Raw genomic sequence first — 16,783 nt, forward strand, 5'->3', positions numbered from 1 at the left:
TTACCCTCGCTGCGGCCTCGCGTGGGGCGCTGCAGCGGTTGGAGTGCGCGCCTATGGCGAAGGCACGCGCGCTTGGCAAGGGCCTATTTCAATCGTCTTGCGGCTTGATCACTTCGGCAGCGATTTCCTCGGGCAAGGCGGCGCGTCCGGGGACGGCGTAACCGTCGCCGAACCACTGTGCGAGGTCGCGGTCGCGGCAGCGCACGGAGCAGAACGGCTTGTGCTCTTCGCTGCGCGGTTTCTTGCAAATGGGGCAGGGCTTACTCATGGGGGACCACTTGGGCAGCGGCTGCCTCGATGGCAAGGCCGGGGTCGGTCTCTATCCGCAGAGTGCGGCCCGTGCGGCGCTCCACGAGGGCGAGCCATTCGGGCTTGAGCGTTGCTTTCAAGGCGGGGTGGACGGTGAGCAGCGTTACGCCTGCGCCTTCGACCATTTCCGCGCGGCGCAGCGCCATGCGGGTGGCCATCCCGACACGCGAGGTCGCGAAGCGGTGGAGCAGGGAGGGGCCTTCGAGCCGCGCCACAAGCTGGACGAGGCCGAACCCGTTCATCGCGGTGCGTTCGTGCGGCCAGTCCGCCAGCGTCTCACCAAGCGCCTCATCGACGGCCTTGCGGTCGGCCTTGGCCTGCAGGGTCGGGAAATCGATACCGATGGAGCCGCCGAGGTCGAACTGGCGCAGAGCGTTCGCGAGTGGCTCGACAGCGGCCAGCGCGAGCGAGCGCAGGTCGAGGTCGCCGTCGATATCGACCAGCGTCATGGCGGGGGTGACAGCGAAGAGCAGCGAGCCGCCGCTGAAGGCAATCTCGCCCGAGCTGGCGGCGTGCCAGACGTCTTCCCATGCACCCGCCGGGAAGCGATGGACGCGGCGGGCAGTCTCGAAGATGTCCTCGCCTGACGAAACCAGGCCCGCAGGCCGCGCGGCTGGCAGCTTATACCGCCCGCGCTCGGTCATGGCGGCGCGGGTGATGGCGAGGTCGAGCGTGCTCCCCTCACTTGCATCGCGCGGCAGCTTGTCGACCAGCACTTCGCGGCCCTGGGCGGTCACAGCCGTGCCGCGTGTCCCGCGCTTGGTGGTGAGCTTGGCAGAGACCTGCTGTCCGGCGTCCAGTTCACCCTGCCAGCGACATTTCGCCGCCAGCACTATGTCGCCATCCATCAGGAGCGCGCGGGTCTCGCCCACGCCGTCCTCGACCAGCCACTCAGGCAATTTCAAATCCCGCCGCCTTCAGCAGCGCGCGCGTCTCGTAGAGCGGCAGGCCGACCACGCCCGAATGGCTGCCCTGGATGCGGGAGATGAGCCCCTCGGCAATGCCCTGGATGGCATAGCCGCCTGCCTTGCCGTCCCATTCGCCGCTGGCGATGTAGGCATCGATTTCTTCTACGGAGAGGCGCTTGAACATCACCATCGTCTCGCTCAACCGCTCGCGCATCGAGCCGTCGGGCGAACGCAGCGCGATGGCGGAAAGCACGCGGTGGCGGCGGCCCGACAGCAGCTCGAGACACTTGCGCGCCGTGGCCTCGTCCTCGGCCTTGGGCAGGATGCGGCGTCCGGCAGCAACCACCGTGTCGCCCGCCAGCACGAAGCCGTCATAGCTGGCTGCAGCCTCGGCCTTCTCGCGCGCCATGCGCTTGGCATACTCGCGCGGGAGTTCGCCCTTGGCGGGCGTCTCGTCGATATCGGCAGGCGCGATGGCGTCCGGCGTCAGCCCGAGACGCGCGATGAGCTCGCGGCGGCGCGGACTGGCGGAAGCGAGGATGAGAGTGGGCTTGCCCACGCGTGTTTACTGCGGACCGGGGCCCTGGCCGGGACCGCCACGACCGGGCATGAAGCGGTAGGTGATGCGCGCCTTGGTCAGATCGTAGGGCGTCAGTTCGCACAGGACCTCGTCGCCGACCAGCACGCGGATGCGGTTCTTGCGCATCTTGCCCGCCGTGTGGCCGAGCACTTCATGGCCGTTCTCGAGCTCGACGCGGAACATGGCGTTGGGCAGCAGTTCCACAACGCGCCCGCGCATTTCGAGAAGTTCTTCCTTGGCCATTCGTATCCTTAAGTCATGCAGTTGGTCGAGTAATGTCGCGCGCCCATAGCGGCAGGCGGGAAAAAAGGGAAGAGTCTGGCATTGAGCCTTGTGCAAGGTGTGCGCGACGTTCTGTTACGCGACAACTCCTTGTCCCCCTTCGGATTTTACCCGAAGAGCCGCGTGCGAGGGGTCACACAGGCAAAGCGAGACTGCACTCTTGGCCAGAAATTCCCGTAAATCCGCGCTGTTGGCGCTCACTGCCATATGGGTATGGCAGGTTCCTTCTGCAATGGCACAGGATGCTGACGCGGGCGAGCAGGAGGCCGGAGAGGTCCAGGCGACCGGCGACCAGCCACGCGTCGAGGATGGCGATATCCTCGTGTTCGGTACGCGATTGAAGGGCCAGCTCAACGTCGACCGCCCCCCGCTTGCGGAATATGACGAGGCAGACATTGCAGCGCTGGGTGCAGGCTCGATTGCCGACATCGTCGCCGCGATTGCGCCGGCGACCAACAGCGGTGCGCGTGGCAGTCGCGGGGGCGGGCGGCCGGTATTCCTCATCAACGGCATCCGCGTATCGGGCTGGCGTGAATTCCGCAGCTATCCGCCCGAATCCGTCGCCAAGGTCGAGGTATTTTCCGAAGAGGTCGCCCAGCGCTTCGGCTATTCGCCCGACCAGCGCGTGGTGAACATCATCCTGAAACCCAATTTCCAGAGCCTGACGGGCGAGGTGGAGTACGAGCAGCCCGAAGACGGCGGTTTTTCGCGCAATGAGCAGGAGCTGACCTGGCTGAAGATTGGCGAGAAGGGTCGGCTCAACCTCAATGCCCAGCTCGAAGACCGCAGCCTTTTGACCGAGGCCGAGCGCGGACTAGTCACCGTGGGCTCGCCCGAGGCAGCCGAATTCCGCAGTCTTGTCTCCGATACGATGAGCGCGCAGCTGGAGGCGAACTATGCGCGCGCGGTCATCGAAACCGGGACTTCCTTCAACATCAACGGCACCGTTGCCCGCAGCGAGAGCCGTAGCCTTTCGGGTCTTGCCGTAGACGGCACGACCCCGCTCGAGCGGCGCGGGGATTCAGACAGCTATTCGGCGGCGCTGTCAGTCAACCAGCCGCTCGGGGGATGGGTGGCGACCTTCACCAGCGATGCCAACATCACGCGCTCCGCGACCGAAATCGACCGCAATGATGCGAGCGGTTTCGACACGGCGCTCAGCCGGACCTACACCACGGTCAACAAGCTGACGGTCAACGGCTTCCCGCTCCAGCTGCCAGCGGGCGAACTCAGCACCACGCTCGACCTCGGCTTCGACTGGAAGCATATCGAGAGCGAGGACTCGCGGGTCGAGGAAGACCTCGGCCTGACCCGCCGCCGCTTCAACGCCGGCCTCAACGTCGTCGCACCCATTGCGCGGCGCGGCGAGGGGCTGGGGGCAATTGGCGACATCAGCCTCACCGCGACCGGCGGGGTGGAGGATTTGTCCGACTTCGGCACGTTGGCGAACTGGACGCTGGGTGCGAACTGGTCGCCGACCGAGAAACTGAGCCTCAGCGCGACGCGCATCTGGCGCGAGGTCGCGCCGTCGCTCACCAATCTCGGCAGCCCGCGTATCGATGAATTGAACGCGACGGTGTTCGACTACCGCAGCGGCGAAACCGTGCTGGCGACGCTGGTGACGGGCGGCAATCCGGACCTGCTCGCCGAAACGCAGGCCGACTGGAAGTTCGGCGCGAACTGGGAGCTGCCCTTCTGGAAGGACACGCGGCTAAGTGCCGATTACGGCATCAACCGCTCGCGCGATGTGACTTCGACGCCTGCCTTCAGCTCGGCCTTCGAACAGGCTTTTCCGGACCGGGTGGAGCGTGATGTCGATGGCAGCTTGCTCGCCGTCGACCGGCGACCGCTGACCCTGTTCGAGACGCGCAGTCGCATACTTTCCTTTGGCCTTTTCTCGCGCGGGCAAATCGGCAAGGCGCCTGCGCGCTCTGAACGCAGCGGGCGTGGCGGACCACCTCAAGGTGCGGCAAGCAGCGGGCAAGGCCGTCCGGGTGGCGGCGGTGGTTTCGACCCCGCGCGGATGCAGGCCATGCGCGAGGCCTTCTGCAACACGCCCGAAGGCGAGACTCCTGACCTTTCGCAAATCCCCGAGATGTTCCGCGCGCGCCTGCTCGATGCGGACGGCAATCCCGACCCCGAGAAAATCGCTGCAGCTCGCGCGCGCTTCTGCGGCGCCGAGGCGGACGAGCGCGGCGAGCGCTTCGCCGCGATGCGCACTGCGGTCTGCGCCGACCCGCCCAAGCTCGACGACCTGCCAGAGGAAATGCTCGCGCGGCTGAAAAACGAGGATGGCGAAATCGACCCCGAGAAGCTGAAGGCCCTACGCGAACGCATGTGCAGCGCCGACGGCGCGCAGCCTCAGGGCCAGCCGGGCGGCGGTCGCCGCCGCGGAGGAATGTCGATGTTCGGCGGCGACCCGTCCGACACGCGCCCGCGCTACTTCCTCAGCCTCAACCACAACATCACGCTCGAAAGCGAAGTGCTGCTGGCAGAGGGCGGCCCGCTGTTCGACCAGCTCGACGGCTTCGTGCTCGGCGGCGGTGCGCCTGCGCGCCATTCCTCGCGGCTCGAGGGCGGCATTTTCTGGCAGGGTTACGGCATGCGCCTGTCGGGGCGCTACACCGGCAAGGCCGTGGTGCGCGGCGGAAATTTCCCCGGCGCAAGCGACCTGTTCTTCGACGACATCGCTACGTTCGATATCCGCCTCTTTACGAACCTCGGCGAAGTCTTCGACAAGGAAGACGGGTGGATGGACGGGCTCACCGTGTCCGTGCTGGTCGACAATGTCTTCGACGGCCAGCGCCGCGTGACCGACGAGAACGGCGTTGTCCCCGACGCCTACGACCCGCGCCGCATCAACCCCACGGGCCGCTATTACGGCATCGATATCAGGAAGGTGTTCTGACCGCTCAGTGCAGCGCGCGCTTGGGGAAGAACACCCGTACCAGCGGGCCGGGTTCGAAGCGTTTCCACGCGCCTTCTTCCTGCGCAAGCCGGTCGGCGACGGCATAGACCACTGCCGGGTTGACGCCGAGGCCGCAATGGCTGGCGATGACCTCGATGTTCTCGCAATCCTCGCGGTCGCCGCACTGGACCGAGCCGCGCCAGTGGACGACGCCGTCGGTGCGGGTGAGGATGGAGGTGGTCGGCACGGGCGGCGCATCGCCGAGCCCTTGGAATCCGCCGTCGCGCAGCGGCTCGGGTTCCTTGCCGTTCAGGAGTTCGAACAGGCGCGCGGCATTGGTATGGCCGCGGTCGTCGCTGATGGGCGAGCCGAGGCTGATGACGAGGCGCACCTTCTCGGGCGCCATCTTGGCCAGTTCGCGCGCGAAGACACCGCCGAGGCTCCAGCCGACGATGCTGATGGGACGTTCCGTGCGCTCGAAGAGTTCGTCCACGCAGCCCATCATCGCTTCGATACGGGCGTTGTCGACCTTGACGTTGCGGCCCAGCTTCCAGCCAGTCGCGTCATAGCCGAGGTCGGACAGCAGGCGGCGCAAGGGGCGGGTCGAATAGTCGCTCGCCATGAAGCCGGGGAGCACGAGCACGCCGTGCCCGTCGCCGCGCGGCAATCCGCTCATCAGCGGGCGCAGTGCATAGAAGCTGGCGAGTTCGCCGAAAGCGCGTCCGGGCTCTGCCAGCGTGAGCAGGCGGCTGGGCGGACGGGCGGTGATGGCTGGTGCCGTCATGACTTGGATGTTCCTTTCCCTTTCGGGGCAGCCTTCTTACGGCTGGCGACCCCCTTTGTGCCCTGCGTCCCCGTCTTCTTTTTCGCAGCGGGTTTGGCAGGCGTTTTCTTGTTCGCAGGAGCAGCCCGCTTCTTTTCGGCAGGCTTGGTCGCACCCTTCCTAGGCGCTTTTGGTTTATTTGGGGTTTCCGTCGAAGGCTTTGAAGCGCTTTTTCCCACGGTTTTCCCCGCTTCGCGCAGTTCCTCGAAACTTTGCTCGATGCAACTCCGATAGAATTCGGGGTCCGGCATCATCTCGCGGTCGGCGGTGAAGGCGATGGTTGCCTCGTCGGTATAGCTCTGCACGACGTGGCCGAGGCCGAGACCGTCGGTGAGGCACAGGAGCCCCATCATGCTCTCCATCCGCGCGCCGGCGGAATAGATGGGGATGGGCGGGCCAGGCACGTTGGTTACGACGGTGGTGAACACCGGTCCCACCCCGCGATTGGCGAGGCTGAGGCGGCTGTAAAGCTGCGCGCCCAAGGCCATGAAGAGCGCCGGCGAGGCCTTGCTCATCTCGGTCATGTTGCGCGCGCCAAGCGCATCGGTCATCGCCTTGGAATTCATCGTGCGCTTGTGCACCCACGCCAGCCGCTCGACCGGGTCGGCGATATGCGTGCCGAGCGGGGCAATCATCGCCGCAACCTGGTTGCCCATCGCATTCTTCTCGTCCTTCGCGCGGACCGAGATGGGCGCCATGGCGGTGAGGGTCTTCTTGGGCAGCTCGCCCTTGTCATCGAGATAGCGCCGCATGGCCCCGCCGATGATGGCGAGGAAAACATCGTTGACCTTGGCCCCTTCGGCAGCGGCGCGAATGGCCTTGATGTCGGCCAGGGGCACGCTGACCCCCTCGACCACGCGGTGCGGCGAAATCTTGCGGTTGAAGCGTGTCTTGGGCGCAATCATCTCGGTCGAGACGTCGAAATCCTTCGCCGCCAGACCTTTAAGCGCCTTGGCAAGACCCGGAGCGGCCTTGGCGGCAACCTCGAGCTGCTTCATCGGGTTGGTTATCGCGCTCATATAGCTGCGGCCGAGGAGTTCGACCGGGCTGGGCAGTTTTTCCGGCTTCCAATTGTCGGGCGTATCGGGTGGCGGCTGGTCGGGGCGCAGCGTGTGGGTCGCCTCCATCAAATCGATGCCGCTCATCCCGTCGATGGCGGAATGGTGGACCTTGGTGATGTAGGCATAGCAGCCCTTGGGAATGCCTTCGACGTTGTCGAGGCCTTCGACCACAGTGATTTCCCACGGCGGGCGGTCGAGGTCGAGCGGGCGGGCGAAGATACGCGCCGCCTGGATACACAGCTGCCGCCAGTCTCCCGGCTCGGGGAGGGCGACGTGCCGCACATGGTATTCGAGGTCGAAATCGGGGTCCTCGATCCAGTAGGGATAGTCGAGGTCGAAGGGCACGCGGACCAGCCGCTGGCGCATGGTGGTGGAGAGCTGCAACCGGCTTTCGATGAAGGAGAGGATGTCCTTGAACCGCACGAAACCGCCCGGCGCGGTCTCGGGATTGTAAATCAGTATCGAGCCGATGTGCATCGGCGAATTGCGCGTTTCCAGCGCAACGAAGCTGGCATCCATACCTTGCAGTTGCTGCACGGTTTTCTCCTGCACCGGCCTGCTTTTGTCGCAGGTCCGAAGGAGAAGAGGCTAGCAGAGAGCGGAAAGCGGTCAACTTGCCGCACCAGTCAAAGCCTGCCGCAGCGCTTACAAGGACTTAGAGCGCTTCGCCCGCCGCAACGCCGCTCGCCCAGGCCCATTGGAAGTTGTAACCGCCCAGCCAGCCGGTCACATCGACAGCCTCGCCGATGGCGTAAAGGCCGGGGACTTTCTTCGCTTCCATGGTCTTCGACGACAGCTCGCCAGTCGCAATGCCGCCCACGGTGACTTCGGCCTTGGCAAAGCCCTCGGTGCCGTTCGGGAGGAAGGTCCAGCGTTTCAGCCGCTCCTGCGCCGCGCGCAGGGCCTTGTCGCTGGCGTTGCCGAATTCGGTCTCCACGCCGAGCTTCTCGGCAAGGATATCGGCCAGCCGGTCGGGCAGCGCCTCGCGCAGGGTCGAGCGCATCGTCGCGCGCGGGTTCTCGCGCTTGGCGTCCAGCAGCCAGTCGCCCGAGCGGTCGGGAAGGAAGTCGATGGCGACCTCTTCGCCCGGCTTCCAGTAGGACGAGACCTGCAGGATGGAGGGGCCCGAAAGCCCGCGATGGGTGAACAGCGCGGCTTCGGGGAAGCGCGCCTTGCCCGCGGTGGCGACCACCGGGGCGGAGACGCCAGAGATTTCGCGAAACAGCACTTCCTCACCGCCCAGCGTCAGCGGGACGAGGGCAGGGCGGGGCTCGACCACCTTGAGGCCGAACTGGCGCGCGAGGTCATAGGCGAAGCCGGTTGCGCCCATCTTGGGGATGGAGGGGCCTCCGGTGGCGATGACGAGACTGTCTGCGGTGACGGCCTGCCCGCTCGCCATGACGGCAAAGCGCCCGTCCTCATGCTCGACCGCGCTGACCTCGGCGTTGCAGCGCACTTCGACCTCGCCTTTCGCGCATTCCTCCAGCAGCATCTCGACAATCTGCTTCGAGGACCCATCGCAGAACAGCTGGCCGAGCGTCTTCTCGTGCCATGCGATGCCGTAACTCTCGACCAGTTCGAGGAAATCGCGCGATGTGTACCGCGCCAGCGCCGACTTGGCGAAATGCGGATTGCCCGAAAGGTAGTTCGCCGGACCCGCGCCGATATTGGTAAAATTGCACCGCCCGCCGCCTGAAATGAGGATTTTCTTCCCTGGCTTCTCGGCCTTCTCGAGCACCAGCACGCGCTTGCCTCGCTGGCCCGCACGCGCCGCGCACATCAGCCCGGCTGCGCCCGCGCCGAGGACTATGGCATCGTAACTCTCGGACATGGCTCAGGCGCTCGCCGCCTCCAGCGGCTTCTGCCGCGCGGCGATGAAATAGAGCACCGTGCCGAGCGCGAAGAGACCGCCGAAGGTCAGCCACGACTGCGTATTGGCATGCGTCGCCACCCAACCGGTGCTGACGAAAGCGAGGCCGGCGATTACGGCGTGGAGCATGTTCAGTTTCTCGTCGCGCTGTTCGAGCACGGGCAGTGCGGCCGCGCTGACGAGATAGGTGAACAGGCGGGTCAGCGTTCCGGCCAGCGCCAGCGCCTCGAAACCCTCCCACAGGCCGAACAATATGCCCGCTACCCCGTAGAAGAGGATGGAGTTCGATGGCGTCTGCCAACGCGGGCTGACATGCGCGAACCAGCGTGGCAGCATGCCCCGCTCGGCCATGCCATAGGTCATGCGCGGCAGTGTTACGCCGCCCTGGAAATTGTTGCCTGCGATGCTGAAGGCGGCGGCAAAAACGATGGCAAAGGCGCCGAACTGACCCATCGAGACTTCGGCGGCTCCTGCCAGCGCATTGTCCTCGCCGCCCGTGCCCGGACCGATGGCGAGAAAGGCCCAGATGATGGCCATGTAAAGCAGCGTCACCGCGCCGAGCGTGGTCAGCAAGGCAAGCGGCACGTCGCGTTTTGGTCGCTTCATCTCGCCTGCGGGCAGCACCACCGTCTCGAAGCCCATGAAGGCGTAATAGAGCATCAGCACCACGGTCTCGACCTCGCTGAACTCGGGCAGGGCGAGCGCGACGTCATTGGTCCCGGCGAACACGGCCGAGACGATGAGGAGGCCTAGCGGGGCGAGCTTCAGCACCGTCATCAGCCCCAGCGCGCCGACCGATTTGCGCATGCCGAACAGGTTGATGGCGGTGAGGATGGCGATGATGGTGGCGACCGCGCCCGCCTTCATCACCGGGTCGCCCAGCACGGGGAAGAGCGCGGCGAGATAGGCGACCATGACATGCGTATTCGCCGCCACGGTGACAATGGCGCTCATGTAGCGCATCCAGCCTGCCTGGTAGCCGATGAAACGCCCGAAGGCCGCCTCGCCGTAGAGCACCGGTCCGCCCGAATGGTCGAACCGCGCGGCGAGCCATGCGAAGACGAGGATGAGCGGCGCAAACAGCATCCCGCCTGCCAGCATCAGCCACGGCGCGAAATCGCCTACGGCGGCCACGAGGATGGCAGGCATGGCGAAGATGCCCGCGCCAATCATGCCGTTCACCGGGAAGAGCGCCGTGCCCCAGAAGCCGACCGTGCGCGGCGGTGCGATTTGTTGTCCGTCCATAGTCGCAGGGGATGGCGGCAAACATCGCTTTGCACAAGCGGAGCATGAGCACTATCTCCACCCCCATGTCGCGCACGGGCTATAGTTCTGGGGCAGGGTCCCCCCACGACCCGAGAGGCAAGGAGCGTTTCCACGAGGAGCGCGCCACCAAGACCGTGGCCAGCGCGCAGCCGGACCTCGAGACCGGCATTACCGCCATCCGCGAGACGGTGAAGACGTTGAAGCCGCGCCCGGGGGTCTATCGCATGCTCGATACCCGCGGCGACGTGCTCTACGTCGGCAAGGCGCGCAGCCTGAAGGCGCGGGTGGCGAATTACACGCAGGTGAAGGGGCTGTCGAACCGGCTCCAGCGGATGGTCAGCCAGTGCCGCGCGATGGAAATCGTGGTGACGAATTCGGAGGCCGAGGCGCTGCTCTTGGAAGCGCAGCTGATCAAGCGCTACCGCCCGCCGTTCAACGTGCTGCTGCGCGACGACAAGAGCTTCCCCTTCATCCTCCTGCGCGCCGACCATGCCTTCCCGCGCATTCAGAAGCATCGCGGCGCGCGGCGGGCCAAGGGCAATTACTACGGACCCTTCGCGAGCGCAGGCTCGGTCAACATGACGCTGAACGCGCTGCAGAAACTGTTCCTGCTGCGCTCCTGCACCGACAGTTTCTTCAACAACCGCGACCGGCCCTGCCTGCTCTACCAGATCAAGCGCTGCTCCGCGCCTTGCGTGGGCCGTATCGACGAAGCCGGCTATGACGCCCTCGTGCAGGAGGCGAAGGACTTTCTCGGTGGCAAGTCCTCCGCAGTGCAGGCTGAAATCGAAAAGCAGATGGCCAAGGCCGCCGAGGATCTCGACTTCGAAACCGCCGCCATTTTGCGCGACCGCCTGCGCGCGGCGACCTTTATCCAGGGAAGCCAGGCCATCAACGCCAGCGGGGTGGGCGATGCCGACGTCTTTGCTCTCGCCGCGAAGGGCGGGCAAATCGGCGTGCAGGCCTTCTTCATCCGCGGCGGGCAAAACTGGGGCCACAAGGCCTTCTTCCCCAAGAACACGGGCGACCTCGAACTCGCCGAAGTGCTGTCCGACGTCCTTCTGCAATTCTACGAGGAAGTCCCGCCGCCGCGCACCATCCTCGTCGACCGAGAACTTGCCGAGCAGGAACTGATTGCCGAGGCGCTGGCAGAAAAAGCAGGCCATGCGGTCGCCATCTCTATCCCCCAGCGCGGCGACAGGCGCAAGCTGATGCAGCAGGCGACGCGCAATGCTGTGGAATCGCTCGAACGGCGGTTGGCGGAAAGCGGCACCAAGGCCCAGCGCCTGCGCGAACTGGCCGACTTCCTCGAACTCGACGAGGTGCCGCAGCGCATCGAGATTTACGACAACAGCCATATCCAGGGCGACAAGGCGCTGGGTGCAATGGTCGTCGCTTCGCCCGAGGGCTTCGAGAAGGGCCAGTACCGCAAGTTCAACATCAAGCAGGCGCAGACCAACGACGATTTCGGGATGATGCGCGAAGTCATGGCGCGCCGCTTCCGCAAGCTCGCCGAAACCGGGCGCGAGGAAGAGGGCGGGCAGGGCAAGGGCCATGAGACCATCTGGCCCGACCTCCTGCTCATCGACGGCGGCAAGGGGCAGGTCTCATCCGTGATGGCCGTCCTCGAAGACTTGGGGCTGGCCGAACAGGTCCCCGTCATCGGAATTGCCAAGGGCCCGCATCACGGGCGCGAGGGGCGCGAGGTGTTCCACTTCCCCGACGGACGCGAGAAGACGCTGCCGGTCAATTCGCAGCTGCTGTTCTACCTCCAGACCCTGCGCGACGAAGTCCACCGCTTCGCCATCGGCGCGCACCGCGCCAAACGCAGCCGCGCCATCACCGCTTCGCCGCTCGATGAAATTCCCGGCATCGGCCCGGCGCGAAAACGCGCGCTGCTGCTCCATTTCGGCACCGCCGGAAAGGTCCGCGCCGCGGCGCTCGACGATTTGAAGCGCGCCCCCGGCATCAGCGAAGGGGTGGCGCAGCAGATCTACGATTTCTACCACGCGGGTGGGTAGACCGGCTGCTTGCCCGGCCCCGGTGGGCTGGGCCAGTTTGCGCTCGATCAATTATCGCCCCCGCAGATAGTGTAGGCTGCATCGCAGAAGGCTCGGGCGAGTCGTTGCCTGGCCGAACCCAGCCGGGAGACCTGCCATGAAAGCCATACTCTTCAACGCCCATTCGGATGAAGGCCACTCGAGACGGCTGGACGTAGCGCTGGATCTCGCCCGGGCTTTCGATGGCCACCTCACCCTGCTGAACGCAGTGCCCTACGAGGCTGCGGCGAGCGCCGACCCATATGGCGCGGCATTCGCGGCCATGGTGCCTGTCTGGCGCGAGCAGGCGAAAAAGCTGCGCGAGGCGACCGAAAAGGACCTCGCCAATGAAGACGTGCCGTGGGATTGGGTCGACAAAGCCGGGCCGGTTTCGCTGGCCATGCTGCGCCGTTCCTCGCTCGCCGACCTGATCATCATCGGAGAACGCGATCCGACGACCGGCGGCAAGGCACCTTCCTTCACCGCTGGCGAACTGGCGGTGACGGCTGGCTGCCCCGTGCTGGTCCTGCCCGACGATTGCGACCGGCTCGATTTCGACAAGCCGGCGCTGGTTGCATGGGACGGTTCGGCCGAAGCCAGCCACGCCCTGCGCGCGGCGGTGCCGCTGCTGAAGCGCGCCAGTTCGGTCTATCTGGTCAGCGTGCGCACGAAAAAGTCGAGCAAGAAGGACACGCTGGACCTGCCGCCGACACGCGGGGCGGACTACCTGTCCTATCATGGTATCAAGAGCGAAGTGGTCGAGGTCGACGAGGGTGAAGAGGGTACCGCGCATGCGCTGCAGAACGCCGCCGACGTGCGCGGTGTCGGGCTGATCGTGATGGGCGCTTATGGCCGCACGCGCATATCGGAGTGGATTTTCGGCGGCGTGACCCGCGCGATACTTTCCGACGTACGCGTGCCGCTGCTGCTCAAGCACTAGGAGGCGCTTCGTAGGGTCGTCCTTCGGAGGGCGACGGCGGATCCCCGAGCGACTGGCCGGGCAGGTCGCGGTCAGAGCATGTGGATGTCCACCGGATCGATCATGTCCCATGCCTTGGCCGCGAGCGGCGCGAAGGCCAGCTCGGGCGCGGAAGCTCCACCGGGTTCGAAAGCGCCAGCGAGGTCGAGCGAGGGTTCGGGCGCAGCCTGCGCGAACAGTGAAGCGCTCATCTGCGCCGTTCCGACCTGCACCACATAGCTGCCGGTCAGCGTGCCTTCCGCGCCCACGGTAATCGTGTAGCGACCCGAGGCGCTGGCGGTGAAGGTGAAGCTGGCGTCGAAACCCAGCCCGCTGTCATTGCCCGATGTAAGGGTGAAGCCTTCGGTGATGACATTGCCCGCCTTGTCCGCCAGCTGGAGCCACGGGTCGGCGAGGCTGCCGTCGGCTGCCAGCGTGCTCATGCCCAGCACCTCGATCGTATAGGCCTCCCCCTTGCGCAGGCGGATGCCGAAGCTGTCGGTCTCGCCGGCAAAATCGATCATGCCGCTGAAGCTGCGCAGGAGCGCGCTTTCGTCGAGTGGCATCAGTTCGATCCATTCGGTCCCCTCCATCTGCGCATGGATGTAAGCACCGACCAGCGCGTGCACCTGTGCCGTCGGGTGGACGCTATCGAAGAAGACGAGGCCCGCATAATCGAGCCAGTCGGCCTGCATCTGCTCCAGAGTAATGCCGTTCAGAGCGGCGATGGACGGCAGGACCGCATCGAGCGCGCCCTCGAAAGCGAGTGAACCGTCGCTGCCCGTGACATCGGCCAGCGAGGTATAGTGGACGGTCGCACCCATGGCTTCGAGTTGGGGAATGACCTCGTCGCGGATAAGCGCATCCAGCTGCGCGGAATATTCGCTGGCGCGCAGCGACTGGTGATATTCCTCGTAATAGCCTTTCCAGCCGCCGCCTTCGCCGGGCGAGCCGTCGAGCACGCCGTCTCCATCGACATCATAGGCCGGGATAAGGCCCACGTCGGGAATTCCGGTGATGAGGATGTGGCCGAGCCCGCGCGAGACGAGCTGCGCCAGCTCTTTCAGCAGCTCGTCGGCCGCTGCCTGGATGGCGATATTGGCGTGGTATCGCGTGGCCGGGTTCTCTCCTGCGGGCGCGAGCGAGCGGATGTCGTTGCCGCCCATGGTGATGATGACGAGGTCGCTCGAATAGAGCCTTCCGTCCACTGCATCGCGCAGCGCGTCGGTCTGCTCGTCGAGGCCGGAGACGAACTCGTCCCCGCGAATGATCTGCGCGCCGCCGTAGGCGAAATTCAGGCTGTTGCCGCGCGGGTCGCCGGCGAAGGGGGCGATCGGGAAACCGATCCAGGGGTCGTCATAGCCGAAGGGAAACACCGCTTCGGTCGGCGAGCCGACATAGCGGTTCGCGATGAGGTCGGCATAGGTGTAGCCGTTGGTGAAGCGGCCCTCGAAATAGCCGTCTTCCGCCGTCGGCGCGCCTTCGGGCAGCGCGGTGAAGGGCAGGCTGTCGTACCACTCCGCCAGCCCCAGCGCATTGCCGCTGTCGACGAGGCTGTCACCCAGCACGAAGACGCGGTTGAAGACCAGCGCATCGGCGGACAGCGTGAAATCCGCCTGATGCTTCTTTTCCAGATTTGCCATGACGACCTCCTGTACGGGGCCAGGAAACCCCGCGCAGGAAATGCGCCCAACCTAGCCCTCACAAGAATTCACGCCTCGGGCCGGGAAAAGTCAAACCCCTTAAGATATAGGGCGAAATTGCGTCAGCCGTGCTTCTTGGGTCCCGGCTTGCCCTTGCCAGCGAACTTCTTGCCCGCGGGCTTGGGGCCTTTCTTGAAAGGCTTGCCGCCGGGGCCGCCATGTGGGCCTTTACGCGGGCCCTTGCCGAAAGGCTTCGGGCGCACGCGCGGACCGTCGCCGGAGCGCGAGCCGCCGCCGAAGTCCTTGCGGTTCTGGCGCGCTTCGATGCGCGGACCTTCGGGCGATTCCTCGATCAGGATGGCGTCCTGCTCGTCCTCGGCAGAGGCCGTTCGCCCGACGGCCTCGGCGAACTTCGGCGCGATGGCACTCGGCACCTGGAACCAGCTTTCGAACTGGCCGATGCGGATAGCGCCGATTTCGTTGCGGGTGATGTGGCCGCGGCGGCAGAGCAGCGGGAGTATCCAGCGGGCTTCCGCGTTCTGGCGGCGGCCGACGCCGATCTTGAACCACACCACGTCCTCGAAGCCCGGACGGATGCGGTCGGCCTTGGCCTTGTCGCGCGCTTCGGGCGTGTTGGGGATGAGCTCTTCGGGGGTCGGCATCTTGGCCCGATGCGCGCGCACCAGCGAGGCGGCGATGTCTTCGGGCGAGAGCTTCGCCATGACTTCCTTCGCCAGTTCGCGGTCGTGATCCTCGAACTCGGTTTCGGCGGTGAGCATTTCCAAGAGGCGCGAGCGGTCCTGCTTGTGAATCATCTCGGGCGTCGGAGCGTCCATCCACTGCGCTTCGATCTTAGCGCCGCGCAGCATGCCTTCGACCCGGCGGCGGCGGTTGTAGGGGACGATGATGGCCGCCGTGCCCTTCTTGCCCGCACGGCCGGTGCGGCCCGAACGGTGCTGGAGCGTCTCGGCATCGCGCGGGATTTCGACATGGATGACGAGGCTGAGCGTCGGCAAGTCGATACCGCGCGCCGCCACATCGGTCGCCACGCAGACGCGCGCGCGCCGGTCGCGCAGCGCCTGCAGCGCCTGGTTGCGCTCGGACTGCGAATGCTCGCCCGACAGCGCCACCACGCCGAAGCCGCGCTCCTGCAGCGTGGCATGGAAACGCCGCACATTGTCGCGCGTGGCGCAGAACAGGATGGCCGTCTCCGCCTCGTGATAGCGCAGCAGGTTCACCACCGCATTTTCGATTTCGGACGGCGAGACGGTAATCGCCTGGTAGCTGATATCGCCATGCCCGCGGTCCTGACCGACGAGGCTGAGGCGCAGCGAATTGGTCTGGTAACGCTCGGCCAGCCGCTCGATCGGGCGCGGCATGGTGGCGGAGAACAGCAGCGTGCGGCGGCCCTCGGGCGTCGCGTCGAGGATTTCTTCCAGGTCCTCGCGGAAGCCCATGTCGAGCATCTCGTCCGCTTCATCGAGCACCACGCCGACAAGGCCGGAGAGGTCCAGCGCGCCGCGTTCGAGATGGTCGCGCAGGCGACCCGGCGTGCCGACCACGATGGCAGGTCCAGCGCGCAGCGCGCGGCGTTCCTTGCTCGCATCCATCCCGCCCACGCAGGTCGCGATACGCAGGCCAGCGCCCGCATAAAGCCAGCCGAGCTCGCGGCTGACCTGCAGTGCCAGCTCGCGCGTCGGCGCGATGACCAGCGCCAGCGGCTTGTCGACAAGCGCGATATTGCCCGTCTCTGCCAGCAGCGCGTCGGCCAGCGCGAGGCCGAAGGCGACCGTCTTGCCCGAGCCGGTCTGCGCCGACACCACGAGGTCGCGCCCGCGCGCCTCGTCTTCGATGACGGCGGACTGGACGGGGGTGAGGTCGGTATAGCCGCGTGCGGCAAGGGCTTCGCCGATGACCGGCGGCAGGGTTTCGAAAGGCATCGTGGCTCGCAATACAAAAGCGCAGCGGCAATAGGCCGCGAGCGCTGGGAAAAGGGGGCATGTGTGAAGCCGGCTGGGACACGGCGAAAGGGTCGCGCGCGCCGCCTTACGGCTCCCACACGACCATGCTTGCAGCGGCCCCTACACGAAAGCGAGCGGTTTGGCTTCAGTTATTTTGCAGGTGCGAAATGAACAT

Annotated in this window: 13 protein-coding genes; 3 read left to right on the forward strand and 10 right to left on the reverse strand. The window is 65.9% G+C overall.

Features of this window, described 5'->3' with window-relative positions:
• Positions 1-88: 88 nt before the first annotated feature.
• Genes K3152_RS00670 through infA form a run of 4 tightly spaced genes read right to left on the reverse strand, consistent with a single transcriptional unit; the run spans position 89 to position 2,040 of the window.
• Positions 89-268, reverse strand: coding sequence for a DNA gyrase inhibitor YacG (locus K3152_RS00670; protein ID WP_221572188.1), 180 nt, complete (start codon positions 266-268; stop codon positions 89-91).
• Positions 261-1,214: an Rne/Rng family ribonuclease gene (locus tag K3152_RS00675; RefSeq protein ID WP_345719742.1), complete on the reverse strand. Its 954-nt coding sequence runs from the start codon at positions 1,212-1,214 to the stop codon at positions 261-263. Before K3152_RS00675 ends, K3152_RS00670 begins: the two co-directional genes overlap by 8 nt.
• Complete coding sequence (locus K3152_RS00680) at positions 1,201-1,776, reverse strand: Maf family protein (RefSeq protein WP_221572189.1); 576 nt, start codon at positions 1,774-1,776, stop codon at positions 1,201-1,203. Before K3152_RS00680 ends, K3152_RS00675 begins: the two co-directional genes overlap by 14 nt.
• Positions 1,777-1,782: 6 nt before the next feature.
• Positions 1,783-2,040, reverse strand: a complete 258-nt coding sequence (gene infA, locus K3152_RS00685) for a translation initiation factor IF-1 (RefSeq protein ID WP_006833527.1) — start codon at positions 2,038-2,040, stop codon at positions 1,783-1,785.
• A 271-nt stretch (positions 2,041-2,311) separates the two neighbouring features.
• On the opposite strand from infA, the gene K3152_RS00690 reads away from it, so the two are divergent.
• Positions 2,312-4,987: a TonB-dependent receptor gene (locus K3152_RS00690; protein ID WP_221572190.1), complete on the forward strand. Its 2,676-nt coding sequence runs from the start codon at positions 2,312-2,314 to the stop codon at positions 4,985-4,987.
• 4 nt (positions 4,988-4,991) lie between these two features.
• Here K3152_RS00690 and K3152_RS00695 read toward each other — a convergent pair whose 3' ends face one another.
• The 4 genes from K3152_RS00695 to K3152_RS00710 all read right to left on the reverse strand — a co-directional run bounded on the left by K3152_RS00695 (position 4,992) and on the right by K3152_RS00710 (position 9,986).
• Positions 4,992-5,771, reverse strand: a complete 780-nt coding sequence (locus tag K3152_RS00695; RefSeq protein ID WP_221572191.1) for a lipase family alpha/beta hydrolase — start codon at positions 5,769-5,771, stop codon at positions 4,992-4,994.
• The gene (locus K3152_RS00700) at positions 5,768-7,408 is read right to left on the reverse strand and encodes a WS/DGAT/MGAT family O-acyltransferase (protein ID WP_345719743.1); all 1,641 of its coding nucleotides are present in this window, start codon (positions 7,406-7,408) and stop codon (positions 5,768-5,770) included. Before K3152_RS00700 ends, K3152_RS00695 begins: the two co-directional genes overlap by 4 nt.
• Positions 7,409-7,526: 118 nt before the next feature.
• Positions 7,527-8,702 (reverse strand): BaiN/RdsA family NAD(P)/FAD-dependent oxidoreductase, encoded by a 1,176-nt coding sequence (locus K3152_RS00705; protein WP_221572192.1) that lies wholly within the window; start codon positions 8,700-8,702, stop codon positions 7,527-7,529.
• A 3-nt stretch (positions 8,703-8,705) separates the two neighbouring features.
• Positions 8,706-9,986, reverse strand: coding sequence for an APC family permease (locus K3152_RS00710; RefSeq protein ID WP_221572193.1), 1,281 nt, complete (start codon positions 9,984-9,986; stop codon positions 8,706-8,708).
• A 44-nt stretch (positions 9,987-10,030) separates the two neighbouring features.
• Between K3152_RS00710 and uvrC the strand changes: the two genes are divergently transcribed.
• On the forward strand, positions 10,031-12,028 hold the full coding sequence (uvrC, locus tag K3152_RS00715; RefSeq protein ID WP_425594660.1) for an excinuclease ABC subunit UvrC: 1,998 nt from the start codon (positions 10,031-10,033) through the stop codon (positions 12,026-12,028).
• 136 nt (positions 12,029-12,164) lie between these two features.
• Positions 12,165-12,986 (forward strand): universal stress protein, encoded by an 822-nt coding sequence (locus K3152_RS00720; protein WP_221572194.1) that lies wholly within the window; start codon positions 12,165-12,167, stop codon positions 12,984-12,986.
• A 71-nt stretch (positions 12,987-13,057) separates the two neighbouring features.
• Here K3152_RS00720 and K3152_RS00725 read toward each other — a convergent pair whose 3' ends face one another.
• Both K3152_RS00725 and K3152_RS00730 read right to left on the reverse strand, forming a co-directional pair.
• Positions 13,058-14,647 (reverse strand): SGNH/GDSL hydrolase family protein, encoded by a 1,590-nt coding sequence (locus tag K3152_RS00725; protein ID WP_221572195.1) that lies wholly within the window; start codon positions 14,645-14,647, stop codon positions 13,058-13,060.
• Between the two features lie 122 nt (positions 14,648-14,769).
• Positions 14,770-16,587: a DEAD/DEAH box helicase gene (locus K3152_RS00730; RefSeq protein WP_221572196.1), complete on the reverse strand. Its 1,818-nt coding sequence runs from the start codon at positions 16,585-16,587 to the stop codon at positions 14,770-14,772.
• Positions 16,588-16,783: the final 196 nt, after the last annotated feature.

It is taken from the genome of Qipengyuania polymorpha (genome assembly GCF_019711435.1).
GTDB classification, from domain to species: Bacteria; Pseudomonadota; Alphaproteobacteria; order Sphingomonadales; family Sphingomonadaceae; genus Qipengyuania; species Qipengyuania polymorpha.

Excerpts from the sequence above, each read along its gene's own strand:
- K3152_RS00670 (WP_221572188.1), bottom strand. The coding sequence starts at position 268 with ATGAGTAAGCCCTGCCCCATTTGCAAGAAACCGCGCAGCGAAGAGCAC.
- infA (WP_006833527.1), bottom strand. The coding sequence starts at position 2,040 with ATGGCCAAGGAAGAACTTCTCGAAATGCGCGGGCGCGTTGTGGAACTG.
- K3152_RS00690 (WP_221572190.1), top strand. The coding sequence starts at position 2,312 with ATGGCACAGGATGCTGACGCGGGCGAGCAGGAGGCCGGAGAGGTCCAG.
- K3152_RS00695 (WP_221572191.1), bottom strand. The coding sequence starts at position 5,771 with ATGACGGCACCAGCCATCACCGCCCGTCCGCCCAGCCGCCTGCTCACG.
- K3152_RS00705 (WP_221572192.1), bottom strand. The coding sequence starts at position 8,702 with ATGTCCGAGAGTTACGATGCCATAGTCCTCGGCGCGGGCGCAGCCGGG.
- K3152_RS00710 (WP_221572193.1), bottom strand. The coding sequence starts at position 9,986 with ATGGACGGACAACAAATCGCACCGCCGCGCACGGTCGGCTTCTGGGGC.
- uvrC (WP_425594660.1), top strand. The coding sequence starts at position 10,031 with ATGAGCACTATCTCCACCCCCATGTCGCGCACGGGCTATAGTTCTGGG.
- K3152_RS00720 (WP_221572194.1), top strand. The coding sequence starts at position 12,165 with ATGAAAGCCATACTCTTCAACGCCCATTCGGATGAAGGCCACTCGAGA.
- K3152_RS00725 (WP_221572195.1), bottom strand. The coding sequence starts at position 14,647 with ATGGCAAATCTGGAAAAGAAGCATCAGGCGGATTTCACGCTGTCCGCC.
- K3152_RS00730 (WP_221572196.1), bottom strand. The coding sequence starts at position 16,587 with ATGCCTTTCGAAACCCTGCCGCCGGTCATCGGCGAAGCCCTTGCCGCA.